At 71.8% G+C, this 25,323-nt stretch carries 24 protein-coding genes; 12 read left to right on the forward strand and 12 right to left on the reverse strand.

The genetic code is table 11. The annotated features are described in order from the left end of the window. Positions 1–31: 31 nt before the first annotated feature. Together BLT36_RS07205 and BLT36_RS07210 are read right to left on the reverse strand one after the other, a co-directional pair. A complete protein-coding gene (locus BLT36_RS07205) occupies positions 32–1,708 on the reverse strand; it encodes a class I adenylate-forming enzyme family protein (protein WP_092093392.1) in 1,677 nt (558 codons plus the stop codon). 85 nt (positions 1,709–1,793) lie between these two features. Further along, on the reverse strand, positions 1,794–4,166 hold the full coding sequence (locus tag BLT36_RS07210) for a hypothetical protein (RefSeq protein ID WP_092093395.1): 2,373 nt from the start codon (positions 4,164–4,166) through the stop codon (positions 1,794–1,796). A gap of 247 nt (positions 4,167–4,413) precedes the next feature. Between BLT36_RS07210 and BLT36_RS07215 the strand changes: the two genes are divergently transcribed. After that, a complete protein-coding gene (locus BLT36_RS07215; protein WP_175529533.1) occupies positions 4,414–4,995 on the forward strand; it encodes a LemA family protein in 582 nt (193 codons plus the stop codon). Positions 4,996–5,017: 22 nt separating this feature from the next. Continuing rightward, the gene (locus tag BLT36_RS07220) at positions 5,018–5,920 is read left to right on the forward strand and encodes a M48 family metalloprotease (protein ID WP_092093397.1); all 903 of its coding nucleotides are present in this window, start codon (positions 5,018–5,020) and stop codon (positions 5,918–5,920) included. Positions 5,921–5,989: 69 nt separating this feature from the next. Here the strand turns inward: BLT36_RS07220 and BLT36_RS07225 are convergent, their stop codons facing one another. Continuing rightward, entirely contained in the window at positions 5,990–7,249 is a 1,260-nt protein-coding gene (locus tag BLT36_RS07225; RefSeq protein WP_092094453.1) for a winged helix-turn-helix domain-containing protein, read from the reverse strand. Between the two features lie 94 nt (positions 7,250–7,343). On the opposite strand from BLT36_RS07225, the gene BLT36_RS07230 reads away from it, so the two are divergent. After that, on the forward strand, positions 7,344–8,609 hold the full coding sequence (locus BLT36_RS07230; RefSeq protein ID WP_254787406.1) for an AI-2E family transporter: 1,266 nt from the start codon (positions 7,344–7,346) through the stop codon (positions 8,607–8,609). A gap of 45 nt (positions 8,610–8,654) precedes the next feature. After that, positions 8,655–9,899, forward strand: coding sequence for a threonine ammonia-lyase (gene ilvA / locus BLT36_RS07235; RefSeq protein WP_092093403.1), 1,245 nt, complete (start codon positions 8,655–8,657; stop codon positions 9,897–9,899). Between the two features lie 70 nt (positions 9,900–9,969). On the opposite strand, the gene greA is transcribed toward ilvA, so the two are convergent. Both greA and BLT36_RS19125 read right to left on the reverse strand, forming a co-directional pair. Then, positions 9,970–10,458 (reverse strand): transcription elongation factor GreA, encoded by a 489-nt coding sequence (gene greA, locus BLT36_RS07240; protein WP_092093405.1) that lies wholly within the window; start codon positions 10,456–10,458, stop codon positions 9,970–9,972. Positions 10,459–10,527: 69 nt separating this feature from the next. Continuing rightward, positions 10,528–11,040: a DUF4307 domain-containing protein gene (locus BLT36_RS19125; protein ID WP_302847108.1), complete on the reverse strand. Its 513-nt coding sequence runs from the start codon at positions 11,038–11,040 to the stop codon at positions 10,528–10,530. A gap of 26 nt (positions 11,041–11,066) precedes the next feature. Here BLT36_RS19125 and mca point away from each other — a divergent pair, with 26 nt between their 5' ends. Beyond that, positions 11,067–11,957: a mycothiol conjugate amidase Mca gene (gene mca, locus BLT36_RS07250; RefSeq protein ID WP_092093411.1), complete on the forward strand. Its 891-nt coding sequence runs from the start codon at positions 11,067–11,069 to the stop codon at positions 11,955–11,957. After that, entirely contained in the window at positions 11,954–12,283 is a 330-nt protein-coding gene (locus BLT36_RS07255) for a hypothetical protein (protein ID WP_092093415.1), read from the forward strand. Before mca ends, BLT36_RS07255 begins: the two co-directional genes overlap by 4 nt. 76 nt (positions 12,284–12,359) lie before the next feature. On the opposite strand, the gene BLT36_RS07260 is transcribed toward BLT36_RS07255, so the two are convergent. Continuing rightward, the gene (locus tag BLT36_RS07260; RefSeq protein WP_092093418.1) at positions 12,360–13,085 is read right to left on the reverse strand and encodes a PAQR family membrane homeostasis protein TrhA; all 726 of its coding nucleotides are present in this window, start codon (positions 13,083–13,085) and stop codon (positions 12,360–12,362) included. Between the two features lie 101 nt (positions 13,086–13,186). Between BLT36_RS07260 and BLT36_RS07265 the strand changes: the two genes are divergently transcribed. From BLT36_RS07265 to BLT36_RS07275, 3 genes are all read left to right on the forward strand, one after another. Beyond that, entirely contained in the window at positions 13,187–13,972 is a 786-nt protein-coding gene (locus BLT36_RS07265; protein ID WP_092093420.1) for an isoprenyl transferase, read from the forward strand. Positions 13,973–14,124: 152 nt separating this feature from the next. Then, on the forward strand, positions 14,125–15,234 hold the full coding sequence (locus BLT36_RS07270) for an aminotransferase class V-fold PLP-dependent enzyme (RefSeq protein WP_092093423.1): 1,110 nt from the start codon (positions 14,125–14,127) through the stop codon (positions 15,232–15,234). Between the two features lie 473 nt (positions 15,235–15,707). After that, positions 15,708–17,069: a PhoH family protein gene (locus BLT36_RS07275; RefSeq protein ID WP_254787410.1), complete on the forward strand. Its 1,362-nt coding sequence runs from the start codon at positions 15,708–15,710 to the stop codon at positions 17,067–17,069. 120 nt (positions 17,070–17,189) lie between these two features. Here BLT36_RS07275 and BLT36_RS07280 read toward each other — a convergent pair whose 3' ends face one another. From BLT36_RS07280 to xseA, 5 genes are all read right to left on the reverse strand, one after another. Then, entirely contained in the window at positions 17,190–18,608 is a 1,419-nt protein-coding gene (locus BLT36_RS07280) for a class II fumarate hydratase (protein WP_092093426.1), read from the reverse strand. Between the two features lie 109 nt (positions 18,609–18,717). Next, positions 18,718–19,332: a carbonic anhydrase gene (locus BLT36_RS07285; protein ID WP_092093428.1), complete on the reverse strand. Its 615-nt coding sequence runs from the start codon at positions 19,330–19,332 to the stop codon at positions 18,718–18,720. 76 nt (positions 19,333–19,408) lie between these two features. Beyond that, positions 19,409–20,047, reverse strand: a complete 639-nt coding sequence (locus BLT36_RS07290) for a DUF4245 domain-containing protein (RefSeq protein ID WP_092093431.1) — start codon at positions 20,045–20,047, stop codon at positions 19,409–19,411. Beyond that, positions 20,044–20,289, reverse strand: a complete 246-nt coding sequence (locus BLT36_RS07295) for an exodeoxyribonuclease VII small subunit (RefSeq protein ID WP_092093433.1) — start codon at positions 20,287–20,289, stop codon at positions 20,044–20,046. Before BLT36_RS07295 ends, BLT36_RS07290 begins: the two co-directional genes overlap by 4 nt. 89 nt (positions 20,290–20,378) lie before the next feature. Beyond that, positions 20,379–21,614, reverse strand: a complete 1,236-nt coding sequence (gene xseA, locus BLT36_RS07300; protein ID WP_092093436.1) for an exodeoxyribonuclease VII large subunit — start codon at positions 21,612–21,614, stop codon at positions 20,379–20,381. A gap of 108 nt (positions 21,615–21,722) precedes the next feature. Between xseA and BLT36_RS07305 the strand changes: the two genes are divergently transcribed. Continuing rightward, positions 21,723–22,781 carry a 4-hydroxy-3-methylbut-2-enyl diphosphate reductase gene (locus BLT36_RS07305; RefSeq protein WP_092094457.1) on the forward strand — a complete coding sequence of 353 codons (1,059 nt, stop codon included), beginning with the start codon at positions 21,723–21,725 and terminating at the stop codon, positions 22,779–22,781. Beyond that, positions 22,778–23,536 (forward strand): DUF6264 family protein, encoded by a 759-nt coding sequence (locus BLT36_RS07310; protein ID WP_092093438.1) that lies wholly within the window; start codon positions 22,778–22,780, stop codon positions 23,534–23,536. Before BLT36_RS07305 ends, BLT36_RS07310 begins: the two co-directional genes overlap by 4 nt. On the opposite strand, the gene BLT36_RS07315 is transcribed toward BLT36_RS07310, so the two are convergent. Continuing rightward, the gene (locus BLT36_RS07315; protein ID WP_092093441.1) at positions 23,533–24,108 is read right to left on the reverse strand and encodes a TetR family transcriptional regulator; all 576 of its coding nucleotides are present in this window, start codon (positions 24,106–24,108) and stop codon (positions 23,533–23,535) included. The two genes, BLT36_RS07310 and BLT36_RS07315, sit on opposite strands and share 4 nt — an antisense overlap. Positions 24,109–24,195: 87 nt before the next feature. Here BLT36_RS07315 and BLT36_RS07320 point away from each other — a divergent pair, with 87 nt between their 5' ends. Then, positions 24,196–25,317: a zinc-binding alcohol dehydrogenase family protein gene (locus tag BLT36_RS07320; protein ID WP_254787413.1), complete on the forward strand. Its 1,122-nt coding sequence runs from the start codon at positions 24,196–24,198 to the stop codon at positions 25,315–25,317. The last annotated feature ends 6 nt before the right edge of the window (positions 25,318–25,323 follow it).

The following is a 25,323-nucleotide window of genomic DNA, read 5'->3' on the forward strand; positions in this document are numbered from 1 at the left end:
TCCAGGCCGCTGACCGGTCACCGGTCGGGCGCTACGGCTCGATGAACAGGCCGGCCGCCTGGTCGTCCGCCGCGCTCGCCTTGGCGAGGTAGTGGACCTTCTTGCCGGTCGCGTTGTACGGCAGCTCGGTGACGAACCGGTACCGGCGCGGCCGCTTGTAGCGGGCGAGACCCGGGTGCGAGCCCGTCCAGTCCTCCAGCACGGCAGCGGCCTCGGTGTCGTCCTCCGGCAGCCGGCCGGGCGCACGCACGACGTAGGCGGTGACGACCTCGCCCCAGCGTTCGTCCGGCACACCGACCACGATCGAGTCGGCGACGCCCGGGTGCTCCTGCAGTGCCGCCTCGACCTGCACGGGGTGGACGTTCTCGCCACCCGAGATGATCATGTCGTCCTTGCGGCCAACGATCGTCACGCGCTCGTGCTCGTCCCACGTCGCGAGGTCGCCGGGGTAGAACCAGCCGTTCGCGAACTTCTCCGCCTCGAGCCCGGGGTTCCGGTACGAGTAGCCGGACTTCACCGTGCGGACGGCGAACTCGCCGATCTCGGACCCGTCCTTCGGCACCGTGTCGGTCGGTTCAGCGAGCCGGTCCTCGTACACCCGGACCACGGCGACGTCGTCGTCGGTGGAGGCGCGGCCCGTCGAACCGGCACCGTCCGGGAAGTCCTCGGGGCGGAGGAACGTGTTCCAGAAGGTCTCGGTCGTGCCGTACCCGTTGAAGATCCGCGGCGACAGGAGCTCCTGGTAGCGGAGGGCCGCGGCGCGGTCGAGCGGGGCGCCCATCGTGACGATGCCGTTGAGGGAGGACAGGTCGCGCGGCCGGGTTTCCTGGGCGTTCGCGAGTTGCACGAGGTTCGGCGGCGCACCGATGAGGAACGTCAGTCGTTCGGACTCGACGAGGTCGAGCACGCGGTCGGCGTCGAAGTGCCGGAGCGTGGTGAGTTCGGCGCCGACGTAGAACACGGGGTTCGGGCCGCCGGAGTAGAGGCCGCCGCGGTGGAACAGCGGCGACATGTTGAGCGTCTTGTCGAACGGGCTGAGCGGGAAGTGCATGATCACGTCGTGGGCGCTGAGGACCTCGACGAGGCTCGGGAGCGGGACCGGCTTCGGGCGGCCGGTCGTGCCCGACGTGTACAGCCGGGTCGTCTCGTCGTAGGTGCTGCGCGGCTCCGTCCCGGCCAGCTCGTCGGCGGTGACCGGGTCGACGGCGAGGAGGTCTGCGAAGGGCGTGGCGGTGCCCGTGCCCGTCTGCTCGCCGACCACGACCACGTGTGCGGGGGTGTGCGGGGCGCTCCGGAGTGCGGCTTCCACGTCGACGGTGCGCGCGGCGTCGTACACGAGCACGACGGGGGCGGAGTCCTCGATGATGAACGCGACCTCGTCCGGTGCGAGCCGGAAGTTGGTGGGGGAGAACACCGCGCCGATGCGGTGACACGCGAGGTACAGGATCGCGAACTCGGGGGAGTTGAAGAGCTCGACCATCACGACCGTCCCGCGACCCGCACCGCGACGGAGCAGCCAGCCGGCCACCCGGTCGACGCCGGCTCCGAGCTCGGCGTACGTCCACGAGCGGCCGGTGTCGGGCTCACGGAGCGCCGGTCGGTCGGCGAACCGGTGCGTGTTCCGGGCGAAGCCGTTCGCGTACGTGTAGCTGGACTCGAAGACGTGGCGGAACCGCGTCGGGTCGTAGTCGGATCGGGTCTCGGTCATCGTCGCTCCCTGGGACGGTCGTGGTGCTGCACGCACCGTTCGTCAGCGTATCCGCCGGGAGTCGGGCCGGTCGTGCCCGCCTGGCTCAGGCCCCGCGGTCGGCCGGCACCGAGGTGCGGTCGCTCGTCGCCCCGGTCCGCAGCCGGAGCCCGGTGACGACAGCGCTCGCCGTGCAGGCCGCGGCGACGCCGACCAGGACGACCGGGGAGACGTGCGTGCCGGCGGCGCCGGAGTACACGGCGGCCGCCAGCGCGACGCCCACCGCCGCGATCGCGACGTACCGGCCCCGGGACTGTTCGAAGAGCGACTGCCCGGCTGAACCGGCGAGGGGGAGCAACGTCACGACGACCGCGCCGAGGCCACCGACGCAGAGCGTGATCGCGAACTCGGACACGATCGAGACCCAGAAGCCGGAGCCCGGCGTCAGCGAGTGCAGGACCCAGCCGGCTGCCGCCACGACGAGCAGCGCGACGGACCGCCAGGTCGCACTGCGGGCACCCGCCGCGAGCGCACCACCGAGGCGCAGCGTCGCGGTGTCGACCCCGGGCCGCCCGACGGGGACGAGGACGACGCCGACGATGACCGCGGGGGAGAGGTCGAGCGAGCGGGTCACGGCGCAGGCGACCAGCGCAGCGAGGACGAGCCAGGGGGAGAGCCGGAAGGCGACGGCCCCGCGGTCGGTCCCGGCGGCCCACCGGCTGGCGAGCACGATCGTCGTCGTCAGGACCGCCGCGCCGAGCAGGACCGCGATCGCCAGACGGACGTAGCGGGCCTCGAGCGAGACGCCCACGCCGAGCACCGTGCAGAGCGCGACGAGCAGGACGGCGACCGTGATCGAAGCCCAGGTCGGCAGGACGTCCTCGCCGTGGCGGCGCTCGGCTGCGGGGCGGTTGCGGCCGAGCACGCCCGCGAACGGGTTGCGGAGGCGACCCCGGGCGGCGGCACCCACCAGGGCGAGCGGACCGGCGATGAGGACGAGGAAACCGGCGGCGACGGCGGTGGCGATGAGCACGGTCCGCCACGAGAAGGCGGTCTGGATCGTGGGGACGGCGGTGTCGTAGGCGGTGGACGCGGTCCAGTCACCGGCCGGGCCGGACCAGTCGAGGCGGTGCGGGTCGGCGTGCCCGGTCGTTCCGGCCGCCGCGCCCGTCCCGGTGCCCGACGCGCCGCCGTCGGTGCTGCCACCGCCGGCGCTCCCGGTTCCGGCACCGCTGCTGCTGCCGCTCCCGCTGCTCCCGCTGCCGCCCGCGCCGCCGGTGCCGGACGGGCTCGATCCGGTCGGGCCGGTGGACCCCGCGCTGGTCGGGCCGCTCGCGGAGCCGGAGGGGTGCACCGACGACACCGTCACGACCACACGGACGGCGGCCGACGAGCGTGAGAAGTTGCCCGCCGCGTCCTGCTGCGTCGCGGTGATGCTCCGGGTGCCCGGGCGGAGCGTCGAACCCGCCGTCGAGCACGACCACGAACCCGAGCCCGGCACATCCGTCCGGCAGACCGGCGCCCGGTCGACGTACACGGTGAGGACGGCACCGGGTTCGCCGGAGCCGGACACCGTCGACGGCTGGCTGCCGACCCGTTCGCCGGCACCGGGCGACGTGATGCGCGGGGCTGCCGGTGCGGAGCGGTCCAGCGTGATCGTGACCGGGGCGGAAGCGGCGCTGCGGAGGTCGGATCGGTAGCCGTCCGCGGTGCTGGCGGTCTGGCTGGCGGTGACGCTGAGTCGGGCGTCGGCGCGGGCGTCCGAGGTGGCTCCGGTGAGGGACACCGTCCACCGGCCGTCGCGACCGACCGTGGCAGTCCGGTCGGCGGTCGTGCCGGAGACCGTGAGCGTGACGACCGAGCCGGGGTGGCCCGTCCCCGTGACCGGCCCGTTCGTGGGACGGGTGGTCGTGATCGTCGGTGGCACGATGACGTCCGAGGCCGGGGCGCTGGCCGAGCCGAGGCCCGGTGCGTTCCGGTCGTGGACGGTGAAGACCTGCTGCGGGCCGGACCGGACGGTCGCGAAGCACGACCAGGTACCGACATCGTGGACGACGGCCGAGCACCCGGCGGACCCGGTCGAGGCCGGCCCGGTGACCCGGACACCGTGCCCCGGGGTGCCGGTGCCGCTGAAGCGGACGGTGCCGCTGGTGATGTCGCCCGGGTCGGCGATGGTCGGCTTCACCGGACGGTCAGTCGGCGTGCCCGGAGGTGGCGTCAGCCCGTTCTGCGGCTCGCCCGTCGGCGCGGTCGGAGCCGGTTCGGCGCCGGGGAGGTAGGTGGGGGACGGCGACGGGGCGGTCTCCTCGACGGCGCCGGCAGTCGCTGCCGGATCCGCCACCGCCGGCCCGGCCGCGCCGAGCAGCAGCGCACCCACGACCACGAAGCCACTGGTCACGAGCAGCGCGACGCGGGATCGCCGAACGCGGCCGTCGCCCCCGACTGCCTGATCGTCCACGTTGTCCCCGAGCGTGTTCATCCGACTCCATCCCACGTGATCGAGGCGCTCGGGTCAATACGTCGGAAGGATGATGTCCGCCTTCCGGCCGACACGCCGTCGAGGCCGGACGTGCGGTGTGTGCGACTCGGGAATCGGCCGTGAACCGTGCCCGCGGACCGGCACGGGGTTGCCGCGTCGATAGAATCGATCCCGGCCGTCACGGCCTCGGAACGACCGCGGATCCCGACGCGCATGCGGATCCCGACGCGCAAAGGAGTACGCCCTCATGGACACCGGACTCATCACGACGCTGATCGTCGTCGGAGTGGTGGTGGTCCTCCTCGTGATCATCGGGATCTACCTGTGGGTCACGTACAACGCGCTCGTCACGCTGAAGGTGCGCGTCGACGAGGCCTGGAGCGACATCTCCGTCCAGCTGAAGCGGCGGGCGGACCTCATCCCGACGATCGTGGACACGGTGAAGGGCTACGCGACACACGAGAAGTCCGTCTTCGACGACGTCACGAAGGCCCGCTCCGAGACGCTCAGCGCCGGTGACGCGACCTCGGCCTCCGCAGCCGAGGGGCACATGCAGAAGGCGCTGAAGAGTGTGTTCGCCGTCGCCGAGGGGTACCCGCAGCTGCAGTCGAGCCAGAACTTCCTGCAGCTGCAGTCCGAGCTCGTCGACACCGAGGACAAGATCCAGTCGGCCAGGCGCTTCTACAACGGCGGCGTCCGCGAGCTGAACACGAAGATCCGCGTCTTCCCGAACTCGTCGTTCGCGAAGAGCCGCCGCTTCACCGAGGCGCCGTTCTTCGAGACCGCCGAACCCGCGGCGATCGCGGAACCCCCGCGCGTCCAGTTCTGATCCGACCGGCGTCGGCTGAGACGTGTACAGCGCGATCGCGCGGAACAAGCGCAACACCGTCCTCATCGTCCTGGTGTTCCTGCTGATCATCGGCGCGCTCGGCTTCCTCGGCGGGTACCTGGCGGGCAACGTCTCGATCGGGGTCGTCGTCCTGGTCGTCGCGCTCGGGTACGCCGTGCTGCAGTACTTCCTCGCAGCCCGGCAGGCCACCGCCATCGCCGGTGGCATCGAAATCGACCGTGCCACCGAACCCCGGCTCTGGCGCACGGTCGAGAACCTCGCCATCGCGACCGGCATGCCGATGCCCCGCGTCTTCGTGATCGAGGACCCGTCGCCGAACGCCTTCGCCACCGGCCGCGACCCGGAGCACGCCATCGTCGCGGCGACCACGGGACTGCTGGCGATCATGGACGACCAGGAACTCGAAGGCGTCATGGCGCACGAGCTCGGGCACGTCCGGAACTACGACATCCGCGTCTCGACGATGGTGTTCGGCCTCGTCGTCGCGGTCGGCCTCATCGCGGACGTCCTCCTGCGGATCTCGGTCTTCAGCGGGCTCGCCGGCGGGCGGAACCGCAACAACGACAGCGGTGGCGGCGGGAACCCGATCCTCCTGATCGCGGGGATCGTCGCGGTCATCGTCGCCCCCGTCGCCGCCGCGGGCGTGCAGGCCGCGGTGTCGCGGCAGCGCGAGTACCTCGCGGACGCGACCGGTGCGATGACGACGCGGCACCCGGAGGGCCTCGCCCGCGCGCTCGAGAAGCTCGGCGCGTACGGGCGGCCGATGCAGACGCAGAACTCGTCGATGGCGCACCTCTGGATCGCTGACCCGATGCGCCCGGGGGTCATGGACCGTCTGTTCTCGACGCATCCGCCGCTGCCGGACCGCATCGCGCGTCTCCGCGCCAGCATCGACCGCTTCTGACAGGACGCGGGGCGCGACGGGCGGACGGCCTGGAGGCGCGTGGCGGGGTCGCCACGCGCCTCCGGGCCGTCACACCGCCGGTTCGGGTTCCGCAGCCCGGTCTGCGTCGTCGGCCGCGACGTGCGGCACCAGCGCCACCCCGAGGGCGGCGGCGACCGCCGCGGCGGCCGTGCCGCGGTCGGTGACCTCGACCGCGTCGAGGCCCTGCCAAGCGGCCGTCCGTCGCAGCGTGTCGGCGAGCCGGTCCGCGTCGAGCCGCTCGCCGGGTTCCTGCCATGCCGTGCGGACCCGGAGCACGCCACGCTGCCGGTCGCTCTTGAGGTCGACGCGCCCGACGAGCCGGTCGTCCTGCAGCACCGGCAGCACGTAGTACCCGAACACCCGCTTCGGCGCGGGCGTGTAGATCTCGATCCGGTAGTGGAAGCCGTACATCCGCTCGGCCCGCCGACGGAACCACACCACGGGGTCGAACGGGCTGAGCACGGCATCGGCCGTGAGCCGTCGGGGCACCCGGGCGTCGGCGTGCAGCCACGCCCGCTCGCCCCACCCCTCGACCTGCACGGGCAGGAGTTCGCCGGCCGCGGTCAGGTCGGCGATCGCAGCGGCGGTGTCGTCGGAGCGGAGTCGGAAGTAGTCGGCGATGTCCGCACGCGTCCCCACACCGAGCGCCCGGGCCGATCGGCGGACGAGTTCGAGGATCGCGGCCGGGCGTGCCGGTGCGGTCTCGAGTGTGCCGGCGGGCAGGACCTGCTCGGGGAGGGCGTAGACGCGCTCGAAGCCCGCACGTCCCGCCGTCACGACGTCGCCCCAGCGGAACATCTGCTCGAGGCCGAGCTTGACGTCGCTCCACCCCCACCACGGCCCACGGCGGACGTTCGACTCGTGCTCGACCGCGCTGGCCGGCATCGGACCCTGGGCCCGGAGCAGTGCCTGCAGCTCACGCCGGACCCCTTCGGTGCGGTCCACCGATGCGACCCGGACCGGTCGGGCGTCGCGCTCACGCAGGGCGTCCATGCGCCAGCGGAACAGCGGGAGGTCGTCGCGGTCGATGAACGCCGCTTCGTGCGCCCAGTACTCGGTGTACGGGCCTCGCGCGGTCATCGTCAGCCGGTCGAGCGTCGCCTTGTCGTACGCGCCGAGGCGGGCGAAGAGCGGCAGGTAGTGGCTGCGCTCGAACACGTTCACCGAGTCGATCTGCAGGAGCCCGAGCCGGGCGAACCCGGCGTTCAGCGCACGCGTGGCGACCGCATCGGCAGGGGGCCGACCGAACCCCTGCGCGGCCAGGGCGACACGACGGGCCTCGGCGGCGGAGAGCGTGGTCCTGACCATGGCCTCGACGCTACCGATCGCCGCCGACACCGGACGTACCCCGGTGTATGCCGCATCTGGTACCTGCCAGGACGCACATCGGTACACTCGCGGCATGGCATGGGGCAGACAGCAGCAACCGACGCATCCCGACCCCGTGGTCGAGCAGTCCGTCCCGACGGGCATGCGCATCGCGGGCGCGTGGTCCTGGCGGGTGCTCGTCGTCGTCGGTGTCATCGCCGTGTTCATCTGGCTGATGTCGGTGTTCAGCGAGATCCTCATCCCGTTCCTCATCGGCATCGTCATCTCGGCGCTCCTCGTGCCGATCTCGAACTGGCTGCAGCGACACCACGTGCCGAAGTGGGCGGCGGTCGTGATCAGCCTGCTCGGCGGGATCGCGGCCCTCGGTGCCCTCATCTGGCTCGTCGTCGACCAGGTCATCGCGTCGTACCCGTCGCTGCGTGACCGCACGGTGGAGCAGTACGCGAACATCAAGGACTTCGTCCTCAACTCCGGCCTCGGCGTCACCCAGGGCGACGTCAACGGGTGGCTCAACGACGGCACGAAGTGGCTGCAGGACAACTCCGGCTCGATCCTGTCCGGCGTGGCCAGCGCCGGCTCGGGCGCGACGCACGTGTTCGAGGCGCTGTTCATCATCCTGTTCACGACGATCTTCCTGCTCATCGACGGCAAGAACGTGTGGCGCTGGTCGGTGCGGCTCTTCCCGAAGAAGGCGCGCGCAGCGGTCGACGGCGCGGGCGTGGCCGGCTGGATCACGCTGACGAGCTTCATCCGCGTGCAGATCTTCGTCGCGTTCGTCGACGCGGTGGGCATCGGCCTCGGCGCGTTCATCGTCGGCCTGTTCTTCGGCGGGATGCCGCTCGTCATCCCGATCGCGGCGTTCGTCTTCCTCGGTGCGTTCATCCCCGTCGTCGGTGCGATCGTGACGGGCTTCCTCGCCGTCTTCGTCGCCCTCATCTTCAACGGGCCGCTCGCCGCGATCCTGGTGCTCGGCGTCGTCCTGCTCGTGCAGCAGATCGAGGGGCACATCCTCCAGCCGCTCGTGATGGGCAACGCGGTCAAGGTGCACCCGCTCGCGGTGGTGCTCGGCGTCACCGCGGCGTCCGGCCTCGCGGGCATCGCCGGTGCCTTCTTCGCCGTCCCGCTCATCGCGACGCTGAACGCCATGGTCACGACGATCGCGAGCGGCCGGTGGCGCCGACTCGACTCCGAGCACGTGCTCGAGGCCACCCCGAAGCGCGGCCAGCACGGGCAGCTCCAGCTCATGCGACGTCGTCGGCACACCGTGGGCGACGACGTCCCCGCTCCCGGCTCGAAGCCCGAGCCGGCCGCCGAGGACGGCACCGCCAGCACGAACTGACGTCACGGGTTCGTCAGGAACGGCCGGACCGACGATGATGGGACCGTGACCGACTCCACTGCGACGCTGATCCCCACACTCGACGACATCGAGAAGGCGCGCGAGACGATCGCCGGGGTGGCGCGGGTCACCCCCATGGAGACGTCGGAGTTCCTCGCGGAGATGCTCGGTTCGCCCGTGCACCTGAAGTGCGAGAACCTGCAGCGCACCGGCGCGTACAAGGTCCGCGGCGCCTACAACCGCCTGTCGACCCTCGACGCCGAACAGCGGGCCGCGGGCGTCGTGGCCGCCAGCGCCGGCAACCACGCCCAGGGAGTCGCGCTCGCCGCCCGCGAACTCGGCATCCCGGCGACGATCTTCACCCCGGTGGGCGTCGCCCTCCCGAAGCTGCAGGCGACGCGGCACTACGGCGCCGAGGTCGTCCTCCGAGGGCACTCCGTGGAAGAGGCGCTGAGCGCCGCGAAGGACTTCGCGCACCGCACGGGCGCCGTCTTCATCCCGCCGTTCGACCACCCCGCGGTGATCGCCGGCCAGGGCACCCTGGGCCTCGAGATCCTCGACCAGGTGCCCGACGCCGACACCGTCATCGTCCCGATCGGCGGCGGCGGGGTCATCGCCGGCATCGCCCTCGCCGTGAAGGGCATGTCCGAGCGCCTCGGTCGGCCCATCCGGGTCATCGGGGTGCAGGCCGAGAACGCCGCCGCCTACCCGAGCTCGCTCGAGGCCGGCGAACCGGTCACGGTCACGACGAAGCCGACCATCGCCGACGGCATCGCGGTCGCCCGTCCCGGGGACATGAACTTCCCGATCATCCGCGACATGGTCGACGACATCGTCACGGTGTCCGACGACGACGTCGCCCGCGCCCTGCTCGTACTGCTCGAACGCGCCAAGCTCGTCGTCGAGGCCGCCGGGGCCGTCGGTGTCGCCGCGATCATGTCCGGTGCCGTGCACGACACCGGCCGGACCGTGGTCCTGCTGAGCGGCGGCAACATCGACCCGCTCATGATGGAGCGCGTGATCACCCGCGGGCTCGTCGCGGCGTCGCGGTACATCGGCATCCGCATCATGCTGCCGGACCGTCCGGGCCAGCTCGCCCGCGTCGCGCAGGTCATCTCGGACGCCGGCGCGAACGTCGTCGAGGTCCTCCACACCCGCCACGGCCAGGGGCTCGTCATCAACGAGGTCGCGCTCGACCTGTCGATCGAGGCGCGCGGCCCCGAGCACGCGCAGGAGGTCATGCACCGCCTCCACGAGGTCGGCTTCCGTCCGGAGCTGCTGGAGAACTGAACGGGCCCACTGACGGACAGGAGGCGCGGTGCCAGCCGGCACCGCGCCTCCTGTTCGTCAGCAGTGCTGACTACGGCTCGTAGCGTTCGACCTTCGTCACCTCGACGGCGATCTCCTTGCCGTTCGGCGCGGTGTAGGTGGCCTTGTCGCCGGCGCGGAGGCCGACGATCGCGGCGCCGACCGGGCTGACCGGGCTGTAGACGGTGAGGTCCGAGCCCTCGGCGACGATCTCGCGGTTGCCGACGAGGAACGTCGACTCGTCGCCCGCGATGACCGCGGTGACGACGGTGCCGGGCTCGACGGTGCCGTCGAACACCGCTTCGCTGACGGTGGCGTGCTTGAGGAGCTCGGTGAGCTGGCGGATGCGGGCCTCGATCTTGCCCTGCTCGTCCTTGGCGGCGTGGTAGCCGCCGTTCTCCTTGAGGTCGCCCTCTTCGCGAGCGGCTTCGATGCGGTTCGCGATCTCCTGACGGCCGGCACCGGAGAGCGTCTCGAGCTCGGCCGTCAGCCGGTCGTGCGCCTCTTGCGTGAGCCAGGTGACCTGGGTGTCGTTGCTCATCGTGGATTTCCCTTCAGCATGGAACAAGACCGGCCGGTGTGGCCGGTCTCGTCCGCGAATCAAGGCAGTCTAGGGAACCCAGCAGTCGTGGATCAAGCCGGTCACGCCACGAGTCACGGTCTTCACAGGCGTCGTGATGCTGCGACTGCGCTGATCGGACGCTGGGATCCGGATCTCCTTCCACCCGACGATCGTGAACGACTTGTCGAGGACCTGCACGGCGCACTTCGCAGTCACGCCCGGGTCGACCGACACCTGCGTGTGCACGACCGTCTCGTGGGAGGAGACCACCTCGTACCCGACGTCGTCGGTGTCGAGCCCGTGGCTGGTCTGTCCGGGGCCGGCCCAGATCACCCACACGATGAAGACCAGGGCGACGGCAGCGGCGGCGACGACCCCGACGAGGCGGGCCCGACGGGCGCGGCCGGGGGTGCGGCCGTAGCGGTCGTCCAGCGTCGCGGTGGTGCTGGCGGACGGCTGAGGTGCCGGTGGGTGCTGCGGTTCGGACAGTTCGGGGCTCCCGGGGTGATTATCCTGATCCCAGGGTAGTTCACGCCTGGCTGTGTGCTGCCCGCCTCCCACACCGATCCACTCCGTGAGGAAGTCCTGTGCCGTACCGCCTGATGGCCGTCCACGCCCACCCCGACGACGAGTCGAGCAAGGGAGCGGCGACGGCGGCGAAGTACGCGGCCGAGGGCGACGACGTGCTCGTCGTCTCCTGCACCGGTGGCGAGGCCGGCGACATCCTCAACGAGCAGCTCGGCGAACCCGCCACCAGCCGCGCACACCGCGACATGGCCGGGTACCGACGCACCGAGATGGCGGCGGCGCAGGCGGCCCTCGGCGTCGACCACGTGTGGCTCGGCTACCACGACTCCGGGCTCCCCGACGCTGAGAAGGGCGAGACCGTCCGCCCCGGGACCTTCTCCACGGTGCCGCTCGAGTACTCCACCGAGGCGCTCGTCCGGGTCATCCGCCGGTTCCGTCCGCACGTGCTCGTCACCTACGACGAGAACGGCGGCTACCCGCACCCGGACCACATCCGGACGCACGAGGTCTCCGTCGCCGCCTGGCGCGACGCGGCCGACCCCGCGAAGTACCCGGAGGCCGGACCCGCCTGGTCGATCTCGAAGCTGTACTACGAGCGCACGATGAACCCGCGGCGCTTCCGCACGGTCTTCGAGGCCCTGCGGGAACGCGACCCGGACAGCCCGGCCGTCGAGCAGCTCCGCGAGTGGGTCGAGCGGTTCGCCGACCGGCCCGACCTCGCCACCAGCCACGTCGACGTGCACGAGTACTTCGACGCCCGCGACGCCGCACTCCGGGCGCACGCCAGCCAGGTGCCGCCGGACAGCGCCTTCTTCTACTGGCCCAACGACCTCCTCGCGACGGTGTGGCCGACCGAGGACTACCAGCTCGTCGAGGCCCGCGTGCCCACCGAGCTGCCCGAGACCGACCTCTTCGCGGGGATCCCCGCCGACAAGGACACCGACGCGTGAGCACCATCGCGGCAGTACTCGCCGCCACCCCCAGCCCGAGCCCGACCTCGACCGTCCCGGACGTCGACGTGACGCCCGGCGTCGCGGGCTTCATCGCGATCGCCCTCGTCGCCGTCGTGACGATCCTGCTCCTCGTCGACATGACCCGGCGCATCCGCCGGACCCGCTACCGGTCCGAGATCCGCGAGCGGCTCGAGGCCGAGTCGAACGGCACCGCGGCGGACGGCACCGGGTCGGACGCCGACGGCGCGGTCACCGACGAGCCGGAACGGCGTGCGGCCGAGGACGGCCGAGCCGACGTCGGCGACGACACCGAGCGGGGTTGACCGGACCACACGACGGACCGGAGGCGCGTGGCGGGTCCGCCACGCGCCTCCAGTCCGTCTCCCGGTCCCGAGCTGCTCAGCGCACCGGGTCGAGCGCGACGATGAGCACGCCCGCCCACTGGGCTGCGAACGCCACCACGGTCAGGGCGTGGAAGACCTCGTGGAACCCGAACACCGTCGGGGACGGGTTCGGCCGCTTGAACGCGTAGACGAGCGCGCCGAGGATGTAGGCGACGCCCCCGGACAGGATGAGGACGGTCATCGGGACGCTCGCCGCGAAGAACTGCGGCAGCAGCCCGAGCGCCGCGCACCCGAGCGCGAGGTAGATCGGCACGTACAGCCATCGCGGCGCCCCGATCCAGAGCACCCGGAACGCGATGCCGAGCGCCGCGCCGGTCCACATCACCCAGAGCACCACAACCATCAGCGTGTGCGGCAGGGCGCAGATCGCGACGGGTGTGTACGTGCCGGCGATGAGCAGCAGGATGTTCGTGTGGTCGATGCGTTTCAGGACACGCTTCACCGTCGGACCCCAGGGGAACCGGTGGTAGGTCGCCGAGACGCCGAACATCGCGAGCGAGGTCGCCATGAACACGGCGCTGCCGACCTTCGCGGCGGGTGAGCCCGCCAGCGTGATGAGCACGATACCCATCGCGAGGGCGAACGGGAAGGCGCCGAGGTGGATCCAGCCGCGCCAGGCCGGTCGGGGTTCCGGGTCCGTGGGCGACGCTGCGGCCGCCTGTGCTGCCTCGTCGGTGAAGGGGACGTGGGGGAGTGTCCCGGTGTCGTGCTCGGCGTGCATGGTCCGACCGTAGGGGCAGATACCGAACGAATGCCGAACAGGTGGGGTCGACCGGTCCGTGACGCGGCTGGTTCCTAGCCTCCGTGCACTATGTTCGATCCGTGAGCGGCAGGGGCGGGTGGGCAGGACGAGGGATCCTCTACCGCGCCTACCAGAGCCGCATCCGTCGCCAGATCGACGATGCGGCCAAGCCGAAGCACGTCGCCATGATCGTGGACGGCAACCGCCGGTGGGCGAAGCAGCTCGGACTCGAGTCCGCCGCGCACGGGCACCGGGCCGGCGCCGCGAAGATCCCGGAGTTCCTGACCTGGTGCGACGACCTCGGCATCGAGGTCGTGACGCTGTACCTGCTGTCGTCGGACAACCTGACCGGGCGCGGTGGCGACGAGCTCGAACAGCTCGTCGGGATCATCGCCGACCTGGCCGGCACGCTGTCCGACCACCGCGACTGGCGGGTGCAGCACGTCGGCGCGAACGAGGGGCTGCCGGCGGCGCTGGTGACGGCGCTCGAGCAGGCCGAGCAGCGCACGGCGGACCACACCGGCCTGCACATCAACCTCGCCGTCGGGTACGGCGGCCGGCGCGAGATCGCCGACGCGATGCGCAGCATCGTGCGGGCGCACGGCGAAGGTGGCGGGACGATCGACACCCTCGCCGAGGTCCTCACGCCGGAGCTCATCGGCGACCACCTGTACACGCAGGGGCAGCCGGACCCGGACCTCGTGATCCGGACCTCGGGCGAGCAGCGGCTGTCGGACTTCATGCTGTGGCAGAGCGCGCACAGCGAGTTCTACTTCGTCGAGGCGTTCTACCCGGACCTGCGCGAGGTCGACTTCCTCCGTGCCGTCCGCGACTTCGGGTTGCGGTCCCGGCGGTTCGGCGGCTGAGGCACCGCGGGCTGCGCGTGCGGCCTCGCGCTCCGTCGTTACGCGCATTCCGACCGATGTTTCCTCGATTCTGCGCGGATCGGCCTGCATTCGCCCGCGCTCAGGCATCCCAGTAGACTCACAGGGTTTTCGTCCCACGGAAGGTTGCCCCTGTGAACATCGCCGAGTACGCCGACGGCTTCGCTGAGGAGCCCGGCTACCTCGACCACGCCGCGTTCGGTCCCGTGCAGACCGCGGTCCTCGAGGAGCAGCGCGTCCTCGGCACGATCCAGCAGCACATGCGCTTCGGCGCGATGGAGACCCTCGACGAGCAGGACGTGCGGGTCCGCACCGTGGCCGCTCGGCTCGTCGGTCGCCGTGAGGACCAGGTCGTCTCGCAGACCGCCACCACCCCGGGCCTGCTGCACACCGCGTTCGGCCTGACCGGCGGCGTGCTCGTCTCGGCCGACGAGTACCCGTCGCTGCCGCTCGCGCTCGCCAGCGCCGCCTCGGCGACCGGTGGTCGCGTCCAGCCCGTCGTCATCGAGTCCGGTGCCGGGTGGATGACGCCGTCGCTCATCGAGTCCCGCCTGACCGACGACGTCACCGCGGTCGCGGTGTCCCTCGTCGACTGGCAGACCGGCTACCTCGCCGACCTCGCCGCGATCCGCGAGGTCATCGGCGAACGCCTGCTCATCGTCGACGCGATCCAGGGCTTCGGCGTCGTGGACGCCCCGTACGAGGTCGCCGACGTCGTCGCGACCGGCGGGCAGAAGTGGCTGCACGCGGGCTGGGGCACCGGCTTCACCGCGTTCAGCGACCGCGCGCTGAACCGGCTGCGTCCGGCGCTGTCCGGTCCGCACGGCACGACCGGCTGGCCGACCGAGGTCCCGTCCGTGCGCCCCGGAGCCGCTGGCTTCCAGATGACGCGGATCGACCCCGTCGCGCAGGCGCGCCTCGCCGTGTCGCTCGACCGGCTGACCGCCGTCGGCGTCGCAGCCGTGCAGGAACGGGTCGCCGACCGGGTCGAGCGGGTGTTCGACATCGCCGACGAGTTCGGGCTGTCCGTGGAGTCGAGCCGCGACCCGCGCGAGCGCGCCGGGATCGTCGTGCTGCGCCCGCCGCAGGGGCGTCTCACGGCACTGTCCGCCGCGTTCCACAACCACGGGGTGACCGCGACGACGCGCCTCGGTGTCGCCCGCGTGTCGGTGTTCGCATCGACGACGGACGAGACGCTCGACATGTTCCGCGACGCCTGCCTGTCCTACGCCACGATGCAGTAGCGCTGCGCTGCGCTGCGGGACCGAGTCTCGGCCTCAGCGACGGTTCTCGCGCGCCGCGACCCGAGGACTGTCGCTCACCACGAGTCTCGGGCGGCGGTGCCGGTGCCGTGCGCTGCCGTGCGCTGCTGTGCGCTGCTGTGCGCTGCTGCCGCGAGAGCGACACTCGTCCCGAACCGCGGGCGGACGGGCGCGACCACGCGGCGGCCTGGAGGCGCGGGGCGGCGCCACCACGCGCCTCCAGGCCATCGACCCGGCCGTCTGACCACCGTGGCCGGGCCACGTGGTCGGGGAGCGTTGTTCACGTGACCGTAACGCGCGGAACCGCGTGTCGGTGGCGGCCTGTCGGGGGTCGGACGTAGCTTGGCCACATCGGGCAACGCGCCCGGTCGAAGCGGCCACAGTCGGTGCTTCGGGACCCGCTCCACGGCCGCGTTCGAGGACATGGACCGGGCCGATCGCGGCCCGGGGATGGAGTGGTCGTGACCTCTCAGAACGTCTCTCGCGGAACAGCCCAGCAGCCCGCCGCGGACTCGTCCACATCGGTCGCCCAGCGCACGTACGTGCTCGACACCTCGGTGCTCCTCAGCGATCCGCGGGCACTGTTCCGCTTCGCGGAGCACGCGGTGGTCCTGCCCGTCGTGGTCGTCAGTGAACTGGAGTCCAAGCGCAACGACCCGGAGATCGGGTACTTCGCACGGCAGGCGCTGCGGCTCCTCGACGAACTGCGGATCGAACACGAACGGCTCGACTTCCCGATCGCGATCGGCGACGGCGGCTCGTTCCGGGTCGAGCTGAACCACTCCAACCAGTCGGTCCTGCCGTCCGGGCTGCAGCTCGGCGACAACGACTCGCGGATCCTCGCGGTCGCCTCGAACCTGAAGAACGACGGACTCGACGTCGTCGTCGTGTCGAAGGACCTGCCGCTCCGCGTGAAGGCGTCCTCGATCGGCATGGCGGCGGAGGAGTACCGCGCAGAACTCGCCGTCGACAGCGGCTACACCGGCGTCACCGAACTGCAGGTGTCCGGGGAGCAGATGTCCGACCTCTACGAGAAGGAGGAGATCCGCTCCGCCCCGATCGAGGGCGTCCCGGTCAACACCGGTGTCGTCATCCACTCCGAGCGCGGATCGGCCCTCGGACGGGTGATCGCCGGCGGTTCGGTCGCGCTAGTGCGCGGCGACCGCGAGGTGTTCGGGCTCCGCGGACGATCGGCCGAACAGCGGCTCGCGATCGACGCGCTGCTCGACCCCGAGATCGGCATCGTCTCCCTCGGCGGCAGCGCCGGGACCGGCAAGTCGGCGCTCGCGCTCTGCGCCGGACTCGAGGCCGTGCTCGAGCGGCAGCAGCACAAGAAGATCATGGTGTTCCGTCCGCTCTACGCCGTCGGCGGTCAGGAGCTCGGCTACCTGCCCGGCGACGCGTCCGAGAAGATGAACCCGTGGGCGCAGGCGGTCTACGACACCCTCGGTGCGCTGGTGTCCGACAACGTCCTCGACGAGGTCGTCGAACGGGGCATGCTCGAGGTGCTGCCGCTCACCCACATCCGCGGGCGCTCCCTGCACGACGCGTTCGTGATCGTCGACGAGGCGCAGTCACTCGAGCGCAACGTGCTGCTGACGATGCTGTCCCGCATCGGGCAGAACTCCCGCGTGGTGCTCACCCACGACGTGGCGCAGCGCGACAACCTCCGGGTCGGTCGACACGACGGCGTCGCGTCGGTGATCGAACGGCTGAAGGGTCACCCGCTGTTCGCGCACGTGACGCTGACCCGGTCCGAGCGGTCGGCGATCGCGGCGCTCGTGACCGAGATGCTGGACTCGCCGGACCTCGTGTAGGGCGCGGGCCCGCGGCGCGCAGCCCGCGGCGCAGGCGCGCAGCGCGGACGCACTCCGCACAACGAAAGTCACCCCGAACCACGGATCGCCGTGGTTCGGGGTGACTTGTCTTGAGCGGGGTCAGTTGGGGTGGGTCATGCTGAGCACGTCGAGGGCGCTGTCGAGCTGCTCCTCGGTGACCTCACCGCGCTCGACGTGTCCGAGGGCGATGACCGCCTCGCGGACGGTGACCCCCTCGGCGACGGCGAACTTCGCGACCTTCGCCGCGGCCTCGTAGCCGATGACCCGGTTGAGCGGCGTCACGATCGACGGCGACGACTCGGCGAACGCCCGCGCGCGGTCGATGTTCGCCTGCAGCCCGTCGATCGTCTTGTCGGCGAGGACCCGCGAGCTGTTCGCCAGGAGACGGATGGACTCGAGGAGCGCCGTCCCCATCACCGGGATCGCCACGTTCAGCTCGAACGCTCCGGAGGCACCGGCCCACGAGATCGTGGCGTCGTTGCCGATCACCCGCGCGGCGACCATCAGAGTGGCCTCCGGGATGACGGGGTTGACCTTGCCCGGCATGATCGACGAGCCGGGCTGCAGGTCCGGGATGTGCAGCTCGCCGAGGCCGGTGTTCGGCCCGGAGCCCATCCAGCGCAGGTCGTTGTTGATCTTCGTCAGGCTGACCGCGATGACCTTGAGCGCGCCGGACGCCTCGACGAGGGCGTCACGGGCACCCTGCGCCTCGAAGTGGTCGAGTGCCTCGGTGATCGGCAGGCCGGTGTCCTCGGCGAGCTGCGCGATCACCCGCTGCGGGAAGCCCTTCGGGGTGTTGATGCCCGTGCCGACGGCGGTGCCGCCCAGCGGGACCTCGGCGACGCGGGGGAGGGTGGCGTTCACGCGCTCGATGCCGAGCCGGACCTGACGGGCGTAGCCGCCGAACTCCTGCCCGAGGGTGACCGGGGTGGCGTCCATCAGGTGCGTGCGACCGGACTTCACCGCGTCGGCCCAGAGCGTGGCCTTCGCCTCGAGCGACTCGGCGAGGTGCTCGAGCGCGGGGACGAGCGAGCGGATGAGTGCTTCGGTCACGGCGACGTGCACGGACGTCGGGAACACGTCGTTCGAGGACTGCGACGCGTTCACGTGGTCGTTGGGGTGCACGGGCGACCCGGCGATGTCGGACGCGAGGGTCGCGAGGACCTCGTTCATGTTCATGTTCGACGAGGTGCCACTGCCGGTCTGGTACACGTCGACGGGGAACTGGTCGTGGTGCTCCCCGGCGATGATCGTGTCCGCTGCCCGCGCGACCGCGTCGGCCAGCGCTGGCTCGACGATGCCGAGCTGGCCGTTGACGACCGCCGCCGCGCGCTTGATCCGGGCGAGTGCCACGATCTGGGCCGACTCGAGGCCGCTCCCCGAGATCGGGAAGTTCTCGACCGCACGCTGGGTCTGCGCGCGGTAGAGCGCCGACCTCGGCACCCGGACCTCGCCCATGGTGTCGTGCTCGATGCGGTAGTCGCCGTCGGTCGCGGTGCTCGGGGTGGTGTCGGTCACGTCGTCGTGGTCCTTCCTGGGGTGCTCGCCGGCCGCGGTCGCGCCGGCTGGTGTGGTGTCCCGGTGACGGTGTGCCGTCGGTGGTCGGGACGGTCGTCGGGGCGGTCGGTCAGGCCTGGCCCACGACGGTGTCGATGGCGACCTCGCCGGTGGTGAGGTCGTAGGTCGCGCCGACGACGGCCAATCTACCCTCGGCGATCGCGTCGGAGACCGCGCCGGAGCGCTCGATCACCTGGCGGAGCGTGGACTCGAGGTGGGCCGCACCGACGGCTTCCTGGGGCACGTCGGCGTCGGTCGCACGGACACGTTCGACGCTCGGGGCGATCGCGTCGACGAGGGCCTGCAGGTGCGGCGCCGGGACCGGTTCCCCGGAGCGGGCCGCCGCGACCGCACCGCACCGGGTGTGGCGGAGCACGACGACCAGGGGGGTGCCGAGAGCGACGACCGCGAACTCGATCGACCCGAGGACGACGTCGTCCACGATCTGCCCGGCGTTCCTGATGGCGAAGAGGTCACCGATGCCGGCGTCGAAGACGTGCTCGAACGGGACACGCGAGTCGGAGCAGCCGAGGACCGTGGCGAACGGCGCCTGCGAGCCGGTGAGCTCGGTGCGGCGGTCCGGGTCGATCCGGCCGGTCCGGCGCTTGTCGGCTGCGAACCGGGCGTTGCCCTCGACGAGGAGGCGGAGGGCGTCGGAGGGGGTGGAGGCGGCGCGGTCGGGCATGGGGCTCCTCGGGCTGATCGGGACTGCTGCTCGGTTCGGGTGGGGTCGTTCGGGGACGGTGGGCGCCGGTCGGTCGTCAGCCGGCGAACTGCTTGCTGACGGCGGTCGCGACGGTGCGGAACGAGTCGTCGTCGGCCGTACCGGAGAGCACCACGGTGCTGGTGCCGAAGGTCGTCACGAGGGAGTACGCCTGGTTGCCGGCGTCGTCGCCCTCTGATCGGCGGTCGTACACGGTCCACTTCGTGCCCGCGATGGTGCGGGTGCCGGTGGCGGCGTGCTGGTCGAGCTGGTTCGACACCCAGGTCTCGTTCGCCTTGATGCCCTGCTGCAGGCCGAGGTACTGCTTGTCCGGGGTGATCAGGCCGACCGTCCAGACGCTCACGCCGTCGGTCGTCTTGTCCTTGTAGTCCGCACGGTTCGACGAGAAGCCCTTCGGCAGGACGGGCGCCGCGAGTTCGACCCCGGGCACCTTCGCCTGCGCCGCGACCTGGCGGTAGTCCACCGCGCGGTCGACGACGGTCGTGCTCGGACGCACGACGACGGCGACGAGGAAGAGCACGATGCCGAGCGACGCGATGAGCGCGATCACCAGGTTGAACGCCGTCTGGTGCTGCCGACGCGCGGTGCGTGCGGCGTCCTTGCGGGCCCAGGTCTCCTCCGGCGTCTCGGGGCGTCCGAGCTCCGCGACGATCGGACGGCCGTCGGGGTCGGTCATCGGGCGGCGCCGTCCTGGGCGTCGGAGGCGGCACGGGCGGCGTCGAGACGGGCACGGGCGCCGACGAGCCACTCTTCACACCGGGCTGCGAGGGACTCGCCACGCTCCCACAGCGACAGGGAGCGCTCGAGCGTCGCGGAGCCCTGTTCGAGCTCGGCGACGACGCGCACGAGTTCGTCGCGTGCGGCTTCGTAGCTCAGCGACTGGACGTCGGCCTGCTCGGGTTCCTGCTGGGATGACACCCCTCGATCCTACCGAGCCACCACCGACCTGGCGGCCCGCCCGGGAACCTGTGCAGAACCCGCCGCCGAGGCCCGGGAGTGCGCCGGTGTCAGGACCCGTCCGGCCCCGGCCCGTCCGGCTCGAGCGAGCCGGAGGCGGTCCCCGCCCCGAGCGTCACGTGCACCGGGGTCGCTCCGGCCAGGTCGTCGGAGCTGCGCACGACCCCGCCGTCCGCCGTCTGCACGATCGCGTACCCCCGGCGCAGGGTGTCCCGCGGTGACAGCGATCGCAACCGGGCGGTGAGGTGTCCGACGTCGGCGTGGGAGCGTTCGAGCCGCCGGTCGAGCAGCTCACGGGCGCGGGACAGGTCGCGGGCGACCTCTTCCGCGCGGGTGTCGACGAGCCACGCGGTCGACGCGAGGGCCGGCCTGGAGCGGAGCGCCGCGATCCGGTCGGCCTCGACCGACAGGGTGTGCGACAGCCGGAGCCCGAGCCGTGCCCGCGCGGCACGGACGTTCGCGAGTTCCTCGGCCACGTCCGGCACCACGCGCTTGGCGGCGTCGGTCGGGGTGGAGGCGCGGAGGTCGGCGACCTCGTCGAGGATCGGCCGGTCGGCCTCGTGCCCGATGGCGGAGACGATCGGAGTGGTGGCGGACGCGGCGGCCCGGACGAGTCCCTCGTCGCTGAAGCCGAGCAGGTTCTGGAAGTCGCCACCACCGCGCGCGATGATGATGACGTCGACGTCCGGGTCGGCGTCGAGCTCGAGGATGGCGGCGGTGACCTCGCCCACGGTCCGCTCGCCCTGCACGGCGGTGTGGACGGTCCGGAACTCGACCTGCGGCCACCGCAGCTGCGCGTTCCGCTTGACGTCCTTCTCGGCGTCTGAGTCCTTGCCGGTGATGAGGCCGATGCGGTGCGGCAGGAAGGGCAGGCGGCGCTTCCGGGCGGGGTCGAACAGCCCCTCGTCCGCGAGGGTGCGCCGGAGCCGCTCGAGCCGCTCGAGCAGGTCCCCGAGGCCGACGTGCTTCATCTCGACGACCTGCATCGTCAGCGAGCCGCCCTTGACCCAGTAGTTCGGCTTGACGGCGGCGACGACGCGGTCGCCCTGCTTGATGTCCGCGGGCACCCGGGACCGGACGCTCGACCAGATCGAGAACGACACCGTCGCGTCGACCTCGACGTCCTTGAGCTTGCCGTAGACGTTGCCACCGGCGACGTTCCACTGGGTGATCTCGCCCTCGACCCAGGCGGTGCCGAGCCGGTCGATCCAGTCCCGCAGCTTCGCGCCGAGGAGCGCGACCGGCCACGGGGTGTCGGCCGTCGGGGGTCCCTGTTCGATCGCCATGTGCTCCTCCTGGTGGTGCCGTCCAATCCTGCCCGAAGCCGACGACACCGGTCTGCCTCCACGCCCAGCCCGCACGCGATCCGCTCACCTATCATCGGGTGCGTGACGATCACCAACGGCCACTCGGTCCCGCTCGCCCCGCCGCGGGTCCTCGCGGCGCGCGGCCGACTGCGGGACGAACCGGTCGCCGGTACGAAGAAGGTCCTGCTCGCGGCTCCGCGCGGCTACTGCGCCGGGGTCGACCGCGCAGTCGTCGCCGTCGAGAAGGCGCTCGAGCAGTACGGCGAGCCGGTCTACGTCCGCAAGCAGATCGTCCACAACGTGCACGTCGTGTCGACGCTCGAGCAGCGCGGCGCCGTCTTCGTCGACGACGTCGCCGAGGTCCCGCGCGGATCGCACGTGGTCTTCAGCGCCCACGGCGTCTCGCCCGCGGTCGTCGCCGGTGCCGCCGACCGTGACCTGCACGCGATCGACGCCACCTGCCCGCTCGTCACGAAGGTCCACCGCGAGGCCACCCGGTTCGCGAAGGCGGACCGCACGATCATCCTCATCGGGCACGCCGGCCACGAAGAGGTCGAGGGCACGATGGGCCATGCGCCCGAGCGCACCATCCTGGTCAACGGACCCGAGGACGTCGCCGCGCTCGAGGTCGCCGACCCGGACAACCTCGTCTGGCTGTCGCAGACCACGCTGAGCGTCGACGAGACGATGGAGACCGTCCGCCTGCTGCGCGAGAAGTTCCCGTCGATCGAGAACCCACCCTCCGACGACATCTGCTACGCCACCCAGAACCGCCAGGTCGCGGTGAAGAAGGTCGCGCCGGGCACCGACCTCGTGATCGTGGTCGGGTCCGCGAACTCGTCGAACAGCGTCCGGTTGGTCGAGGTCGCCCTCGAACACGGCGCGAAGGCCGCGCACCGGGTCGACTACGCGTCCGAGATCCAGCAGGAGTGGCTCGACGGCGTCCGCACCGTGGGCGTCACGAGTGGCGCCTCCGTGCCGGAGGAGCTCGTCACCGAGGTGCTCGACCAGCTCGCCGACGCCGGGTACGGCACGGTGGAAGAGGTCGTCACCGCGCACGAGGACCTGATGTTCTCGCTCCCGAAGGAGCTCCGCACGGATGCGTCGGGCGCCCCGACGCGTGCGCTCGGCGGGCGTCGTCGATGAGCGGCGACGCAGGACGCACCGGCGCGGACGGCTGGTCCGCGGTGCCGGCCCGCGAACCGGGTCACCTCCCCGACACGGCGGACGGCCTGGAGGCGCGACCCACCGCCGGCGCGTCGGCTGAGGGATCCGCGAACGGTCGCGTCCACGGCCGTCCTGCTCCGCAGTACGGCGAGTACGCGCCCGAGGGCTGGGTGAACCCGGTGCTCGTCGAGCAGGAACGGCGCGAGCAGGAGGAGCGCTCCCGCGCGCTCCGGCAGCAGGCGGCGCAGGAGGCGACGCGCGGCCGACGACCGGGGACGGCGGACGGAACCGTCGCCGCCGGTCGGGCTGCACGAGCGGACACCGCTGACGGCTCCGGCCGCACGGTCCCGGCGCAGCAGGGCTTCGGCGCCTCACCGATCGACTTCGTGCTCTCGGTCGGCCTGCTCGTGATCGGGCTCATGACCGTGTTGCAGGGGCTGTCCATCGGGACGACGGCGTCGACGATGCGGACCTACCTCGAGCAGCAGTACACCGAGCTGTCCGACCCGGCGGCGCTGTCGACCGCGGTACTCGTCCGGGCCGTGGTCCTGGTCGTCGTGTTCGCGCTGGTCGTCTGGTGGTCGATCCGACGCCTGCGCGCCCGACGGCGGACGTTCTGGGTGCCGCTCGTGGGCGGGATCGTCGCCAGCGTGCTCGGGATCATCCCGGTCTTCGTCGTGATCCTGCAGGACCCGGCGTTCACCGCGTACCTGCACCGGATGGCCGGCGGCTAGTCGATCGCAGCTGCTGCGAGGACGGTCCGCATGCGTTCGAGCGCGGCGTCGAGGTGCTCCGTCAGGGGGGCCGTGTCACCGTCGACGAGCCATGCCTCGAGCGCGGTCTGGAACAGCTCGACGGTGACGCCGCCGAGCACCCTGGCCGTCAGCGGGTCCTGACCGCGCGCGACGAACCCCTGACGGACGGCCTCGCACAGGTCCGCCTGCTTGCGGAGATCCCGCTCGCCGAGCGCGGGTTCGGCGTCGATCACCCGGCGCGCTGCGCGGATCCGGTCGCGCTGCGGTTCGAAGCGCTCACGAGCGAGGGTGCGGAGACCCTCGGTCACCAGTGCCAGCGGCGGTACCTCGGCAGGCGCAGCCGCGAGCATGTCCCGGGCGATGGTCGGGATCTCGTCGTCGCCGAAGAAGACCTCGCGCTTGTCGCTGAAGTGCCGGAAGAACGTCCGTCGGGTGAGTCCCGCGCGTTCGACGATCTCGGGCACGGTGGTGGCCGCGAATCCCCGCTCGGTGAACAGCTCGAGCGCGGCGGTCCGCAACCGTTCCTTCGTGTCGGGTGCCCATCTCGCCATGCACCCACTCTAAGTGATGACACTCAGTGTCCTCACGACTACAGTGAAGGCACTCCGTGTCATCACTCCCGCAGAAGGGCACCACCCGTGTCGCAGAACTCCGCCGCCGTCCTCCGCTCCGCCCGGTCCGCCCTGGTCGTCGGACCCGTGCCGATGCCCGAGCCGGCACCCGATGAAGTCGTGGTCCGCGTCCGCGCCGTCGCCGTGAACCCGGTCGACTGGATCGTGCAGGGGACGGGCTCCGTGACCTACCGCTGGCTGCGTTCCCCGGCGGTGCTCGGTTCGGACGTCGCCGGCGAGGTCGTCTCGGTCGGGACGGGGGTGACGCGGTTCGGCGTCGGCGACCGGGTGTTCGGGCTCGCGACCGGTACCGATCGCGGCCGCGACCCGATGCACGAGGGGGCGTTCCAGGAGCACACGGCGCTCCTCGAACGGCTGACGGCACCGATCCCGTCCGGGGTCTCCGACGCCGAGGCCGCCGTCCTGCCGCTCGGCGCCTCCACCGCGGCCTGCGCGCTGTTCCAGCCCGGGCACCTCGGTCTCGCCATGCCCGGTGACGAGCAGCGGGGCGAGGGCGATCGCGGCGTGGTCATCGTCTGGGGCGGCTCCACGAGCGTGGGGATGAACGCCGTGCAGCTCGCACGGGCCGCGGGCTACGACGTCGTGAGCACGGCGTCACCCCGGAACGCCGAGCTGGTCCGCTCGCTCGGTGCCGAGGTCGTCGTGGACCACAACGCACCCGGCGCGGTCGACGACCTCGTCGCGGGCATCGACGGGCGACGCGTGGTCGGCGCCGTCGCACTCGGGAAGACCTCGGCTGCAGCCTGCATCGACGTGCTGCGGCGGACGGGCGGGACGGTGCTGGCGATGGCGAGCACCCCGGTCACGCTCGACGGGCTCGCCGGACGTCGGCGGCTCTTCCCGGCGATGCTCCCGGTGTTCGGGCGGATCGGCATCACGATGGCCGGGCTGACGCTGCGTGCGCGCCGCGCCGGGATCCGGACCGCGTTCGTCTGGGGGAGCAGCCTCCGCGACGACGCGATCGGACCGCGGCTCTGGGGCGAGGTGCTGCCCGCCGGTCTCGCCGACGGCAGTCTCCGCGCGGTGCCGGCGCCGCTGGTGGTCGGCTCGGGGCTCGCGGCGGTGCAGAGCGGGCTGGACCGGCAGCGCGCGGGCGTCTCCGCGCGGAAGGTCGTCGTGACCCTCTGAGACGCG

This window comes from Curtobacterium sp. UNCCL20, from assembly GCF_900101675.1.
Classification (GTDB): Bacteria; Actinomycetota; Actinomycetes; order Actinomycetales; family Microbacteriaceae; genus Curtobacterium.

Bases quoted from the DNA above. Each gene is read 5' to 3' on its own strand.
- BLT36_RS07205 (WP_092093392.1), bottom strand. From the start codon at position 1,708: ATGACCGAGACCCGATCCGACTACGACCCGACGCGGTTCCGCCACGTC.
- BLT36_RS07210 (WP_092093395.1), bottom strand. From the start codon at position 4,166: ATGAACACGCTCGGGGACAACGTGGACGATCAGGCAGTCGGGGGCGAC.
- BLT36_RS07215 (WP_175529533.1), top strand. From the start codon at position 4,414: ATGGACACCGGACTCATCACGACGCTGATCGTCGTCGGAGTGGTGGTG.
- BLT36_RS07225 (WP_092094453.1), bottom strand. From the start codon at position 7,249: ATGGTCAGGACCACGCTCTCCGCCGCCGAGGCCCGTCGTGTCGCCCTG.
- BLT36_RS07230 (WP_254787406.1), top strand. From the start codon at position 7,344: ATGGCATGGGGCAGACAGCAGCAACCGACGCATCCCGACCCCGTGGTC.
- greA (WP_092093405.1), bottom strand. From the start codon at position 10,458: ATGAGCAACGACACCCAGGTCACCTGGCTCACGCAAGAGGCGCACGAC.
- BLT36_RS07260 (WP_092093418.1), bottom strand. From the start codon at position 13,085: ATGCACGCCGAGCACGACACCGGGACACTCCCCCACGTCCCCTTCACC.
- BLT36_RS07285 (WP_092093428.1), bottom strand. From the start codon at position 19,332: ATGCCCGACCGCGCCGCCTCCACCCCCTCCGACGCCCTCCGCCTCCTC.
- BLT36_RS07290 (WP_092093431.1), bottom strand. From the start codon at position 20,047: ATGACCGACCCCGACGGCCGTCCGATCGTCGCGGAGCTCGGACGCCCC.
- xseA (WP_092093436.1), bottom strand. From the start codon at position 21,614: ATGGCGATCGAACAGGGACCCCCGACGGCCGACACCCCGTGGCCGGTC.
- BLT36_RS07310 (WP_092093438.1), top strand. From the start codon at position 22,778: ATGAGCGGCGACGCAGGACGCACCGGCGCGGACGGCTGGTCCGCGGTG.
- BLT36_RS07315 (WP_092093441.1), bottom strand. From the start codon at position 24,108: ATGGCGAGATGGGCACCCGACACGAAGGAACGGTTGCGGACCGCCGCG.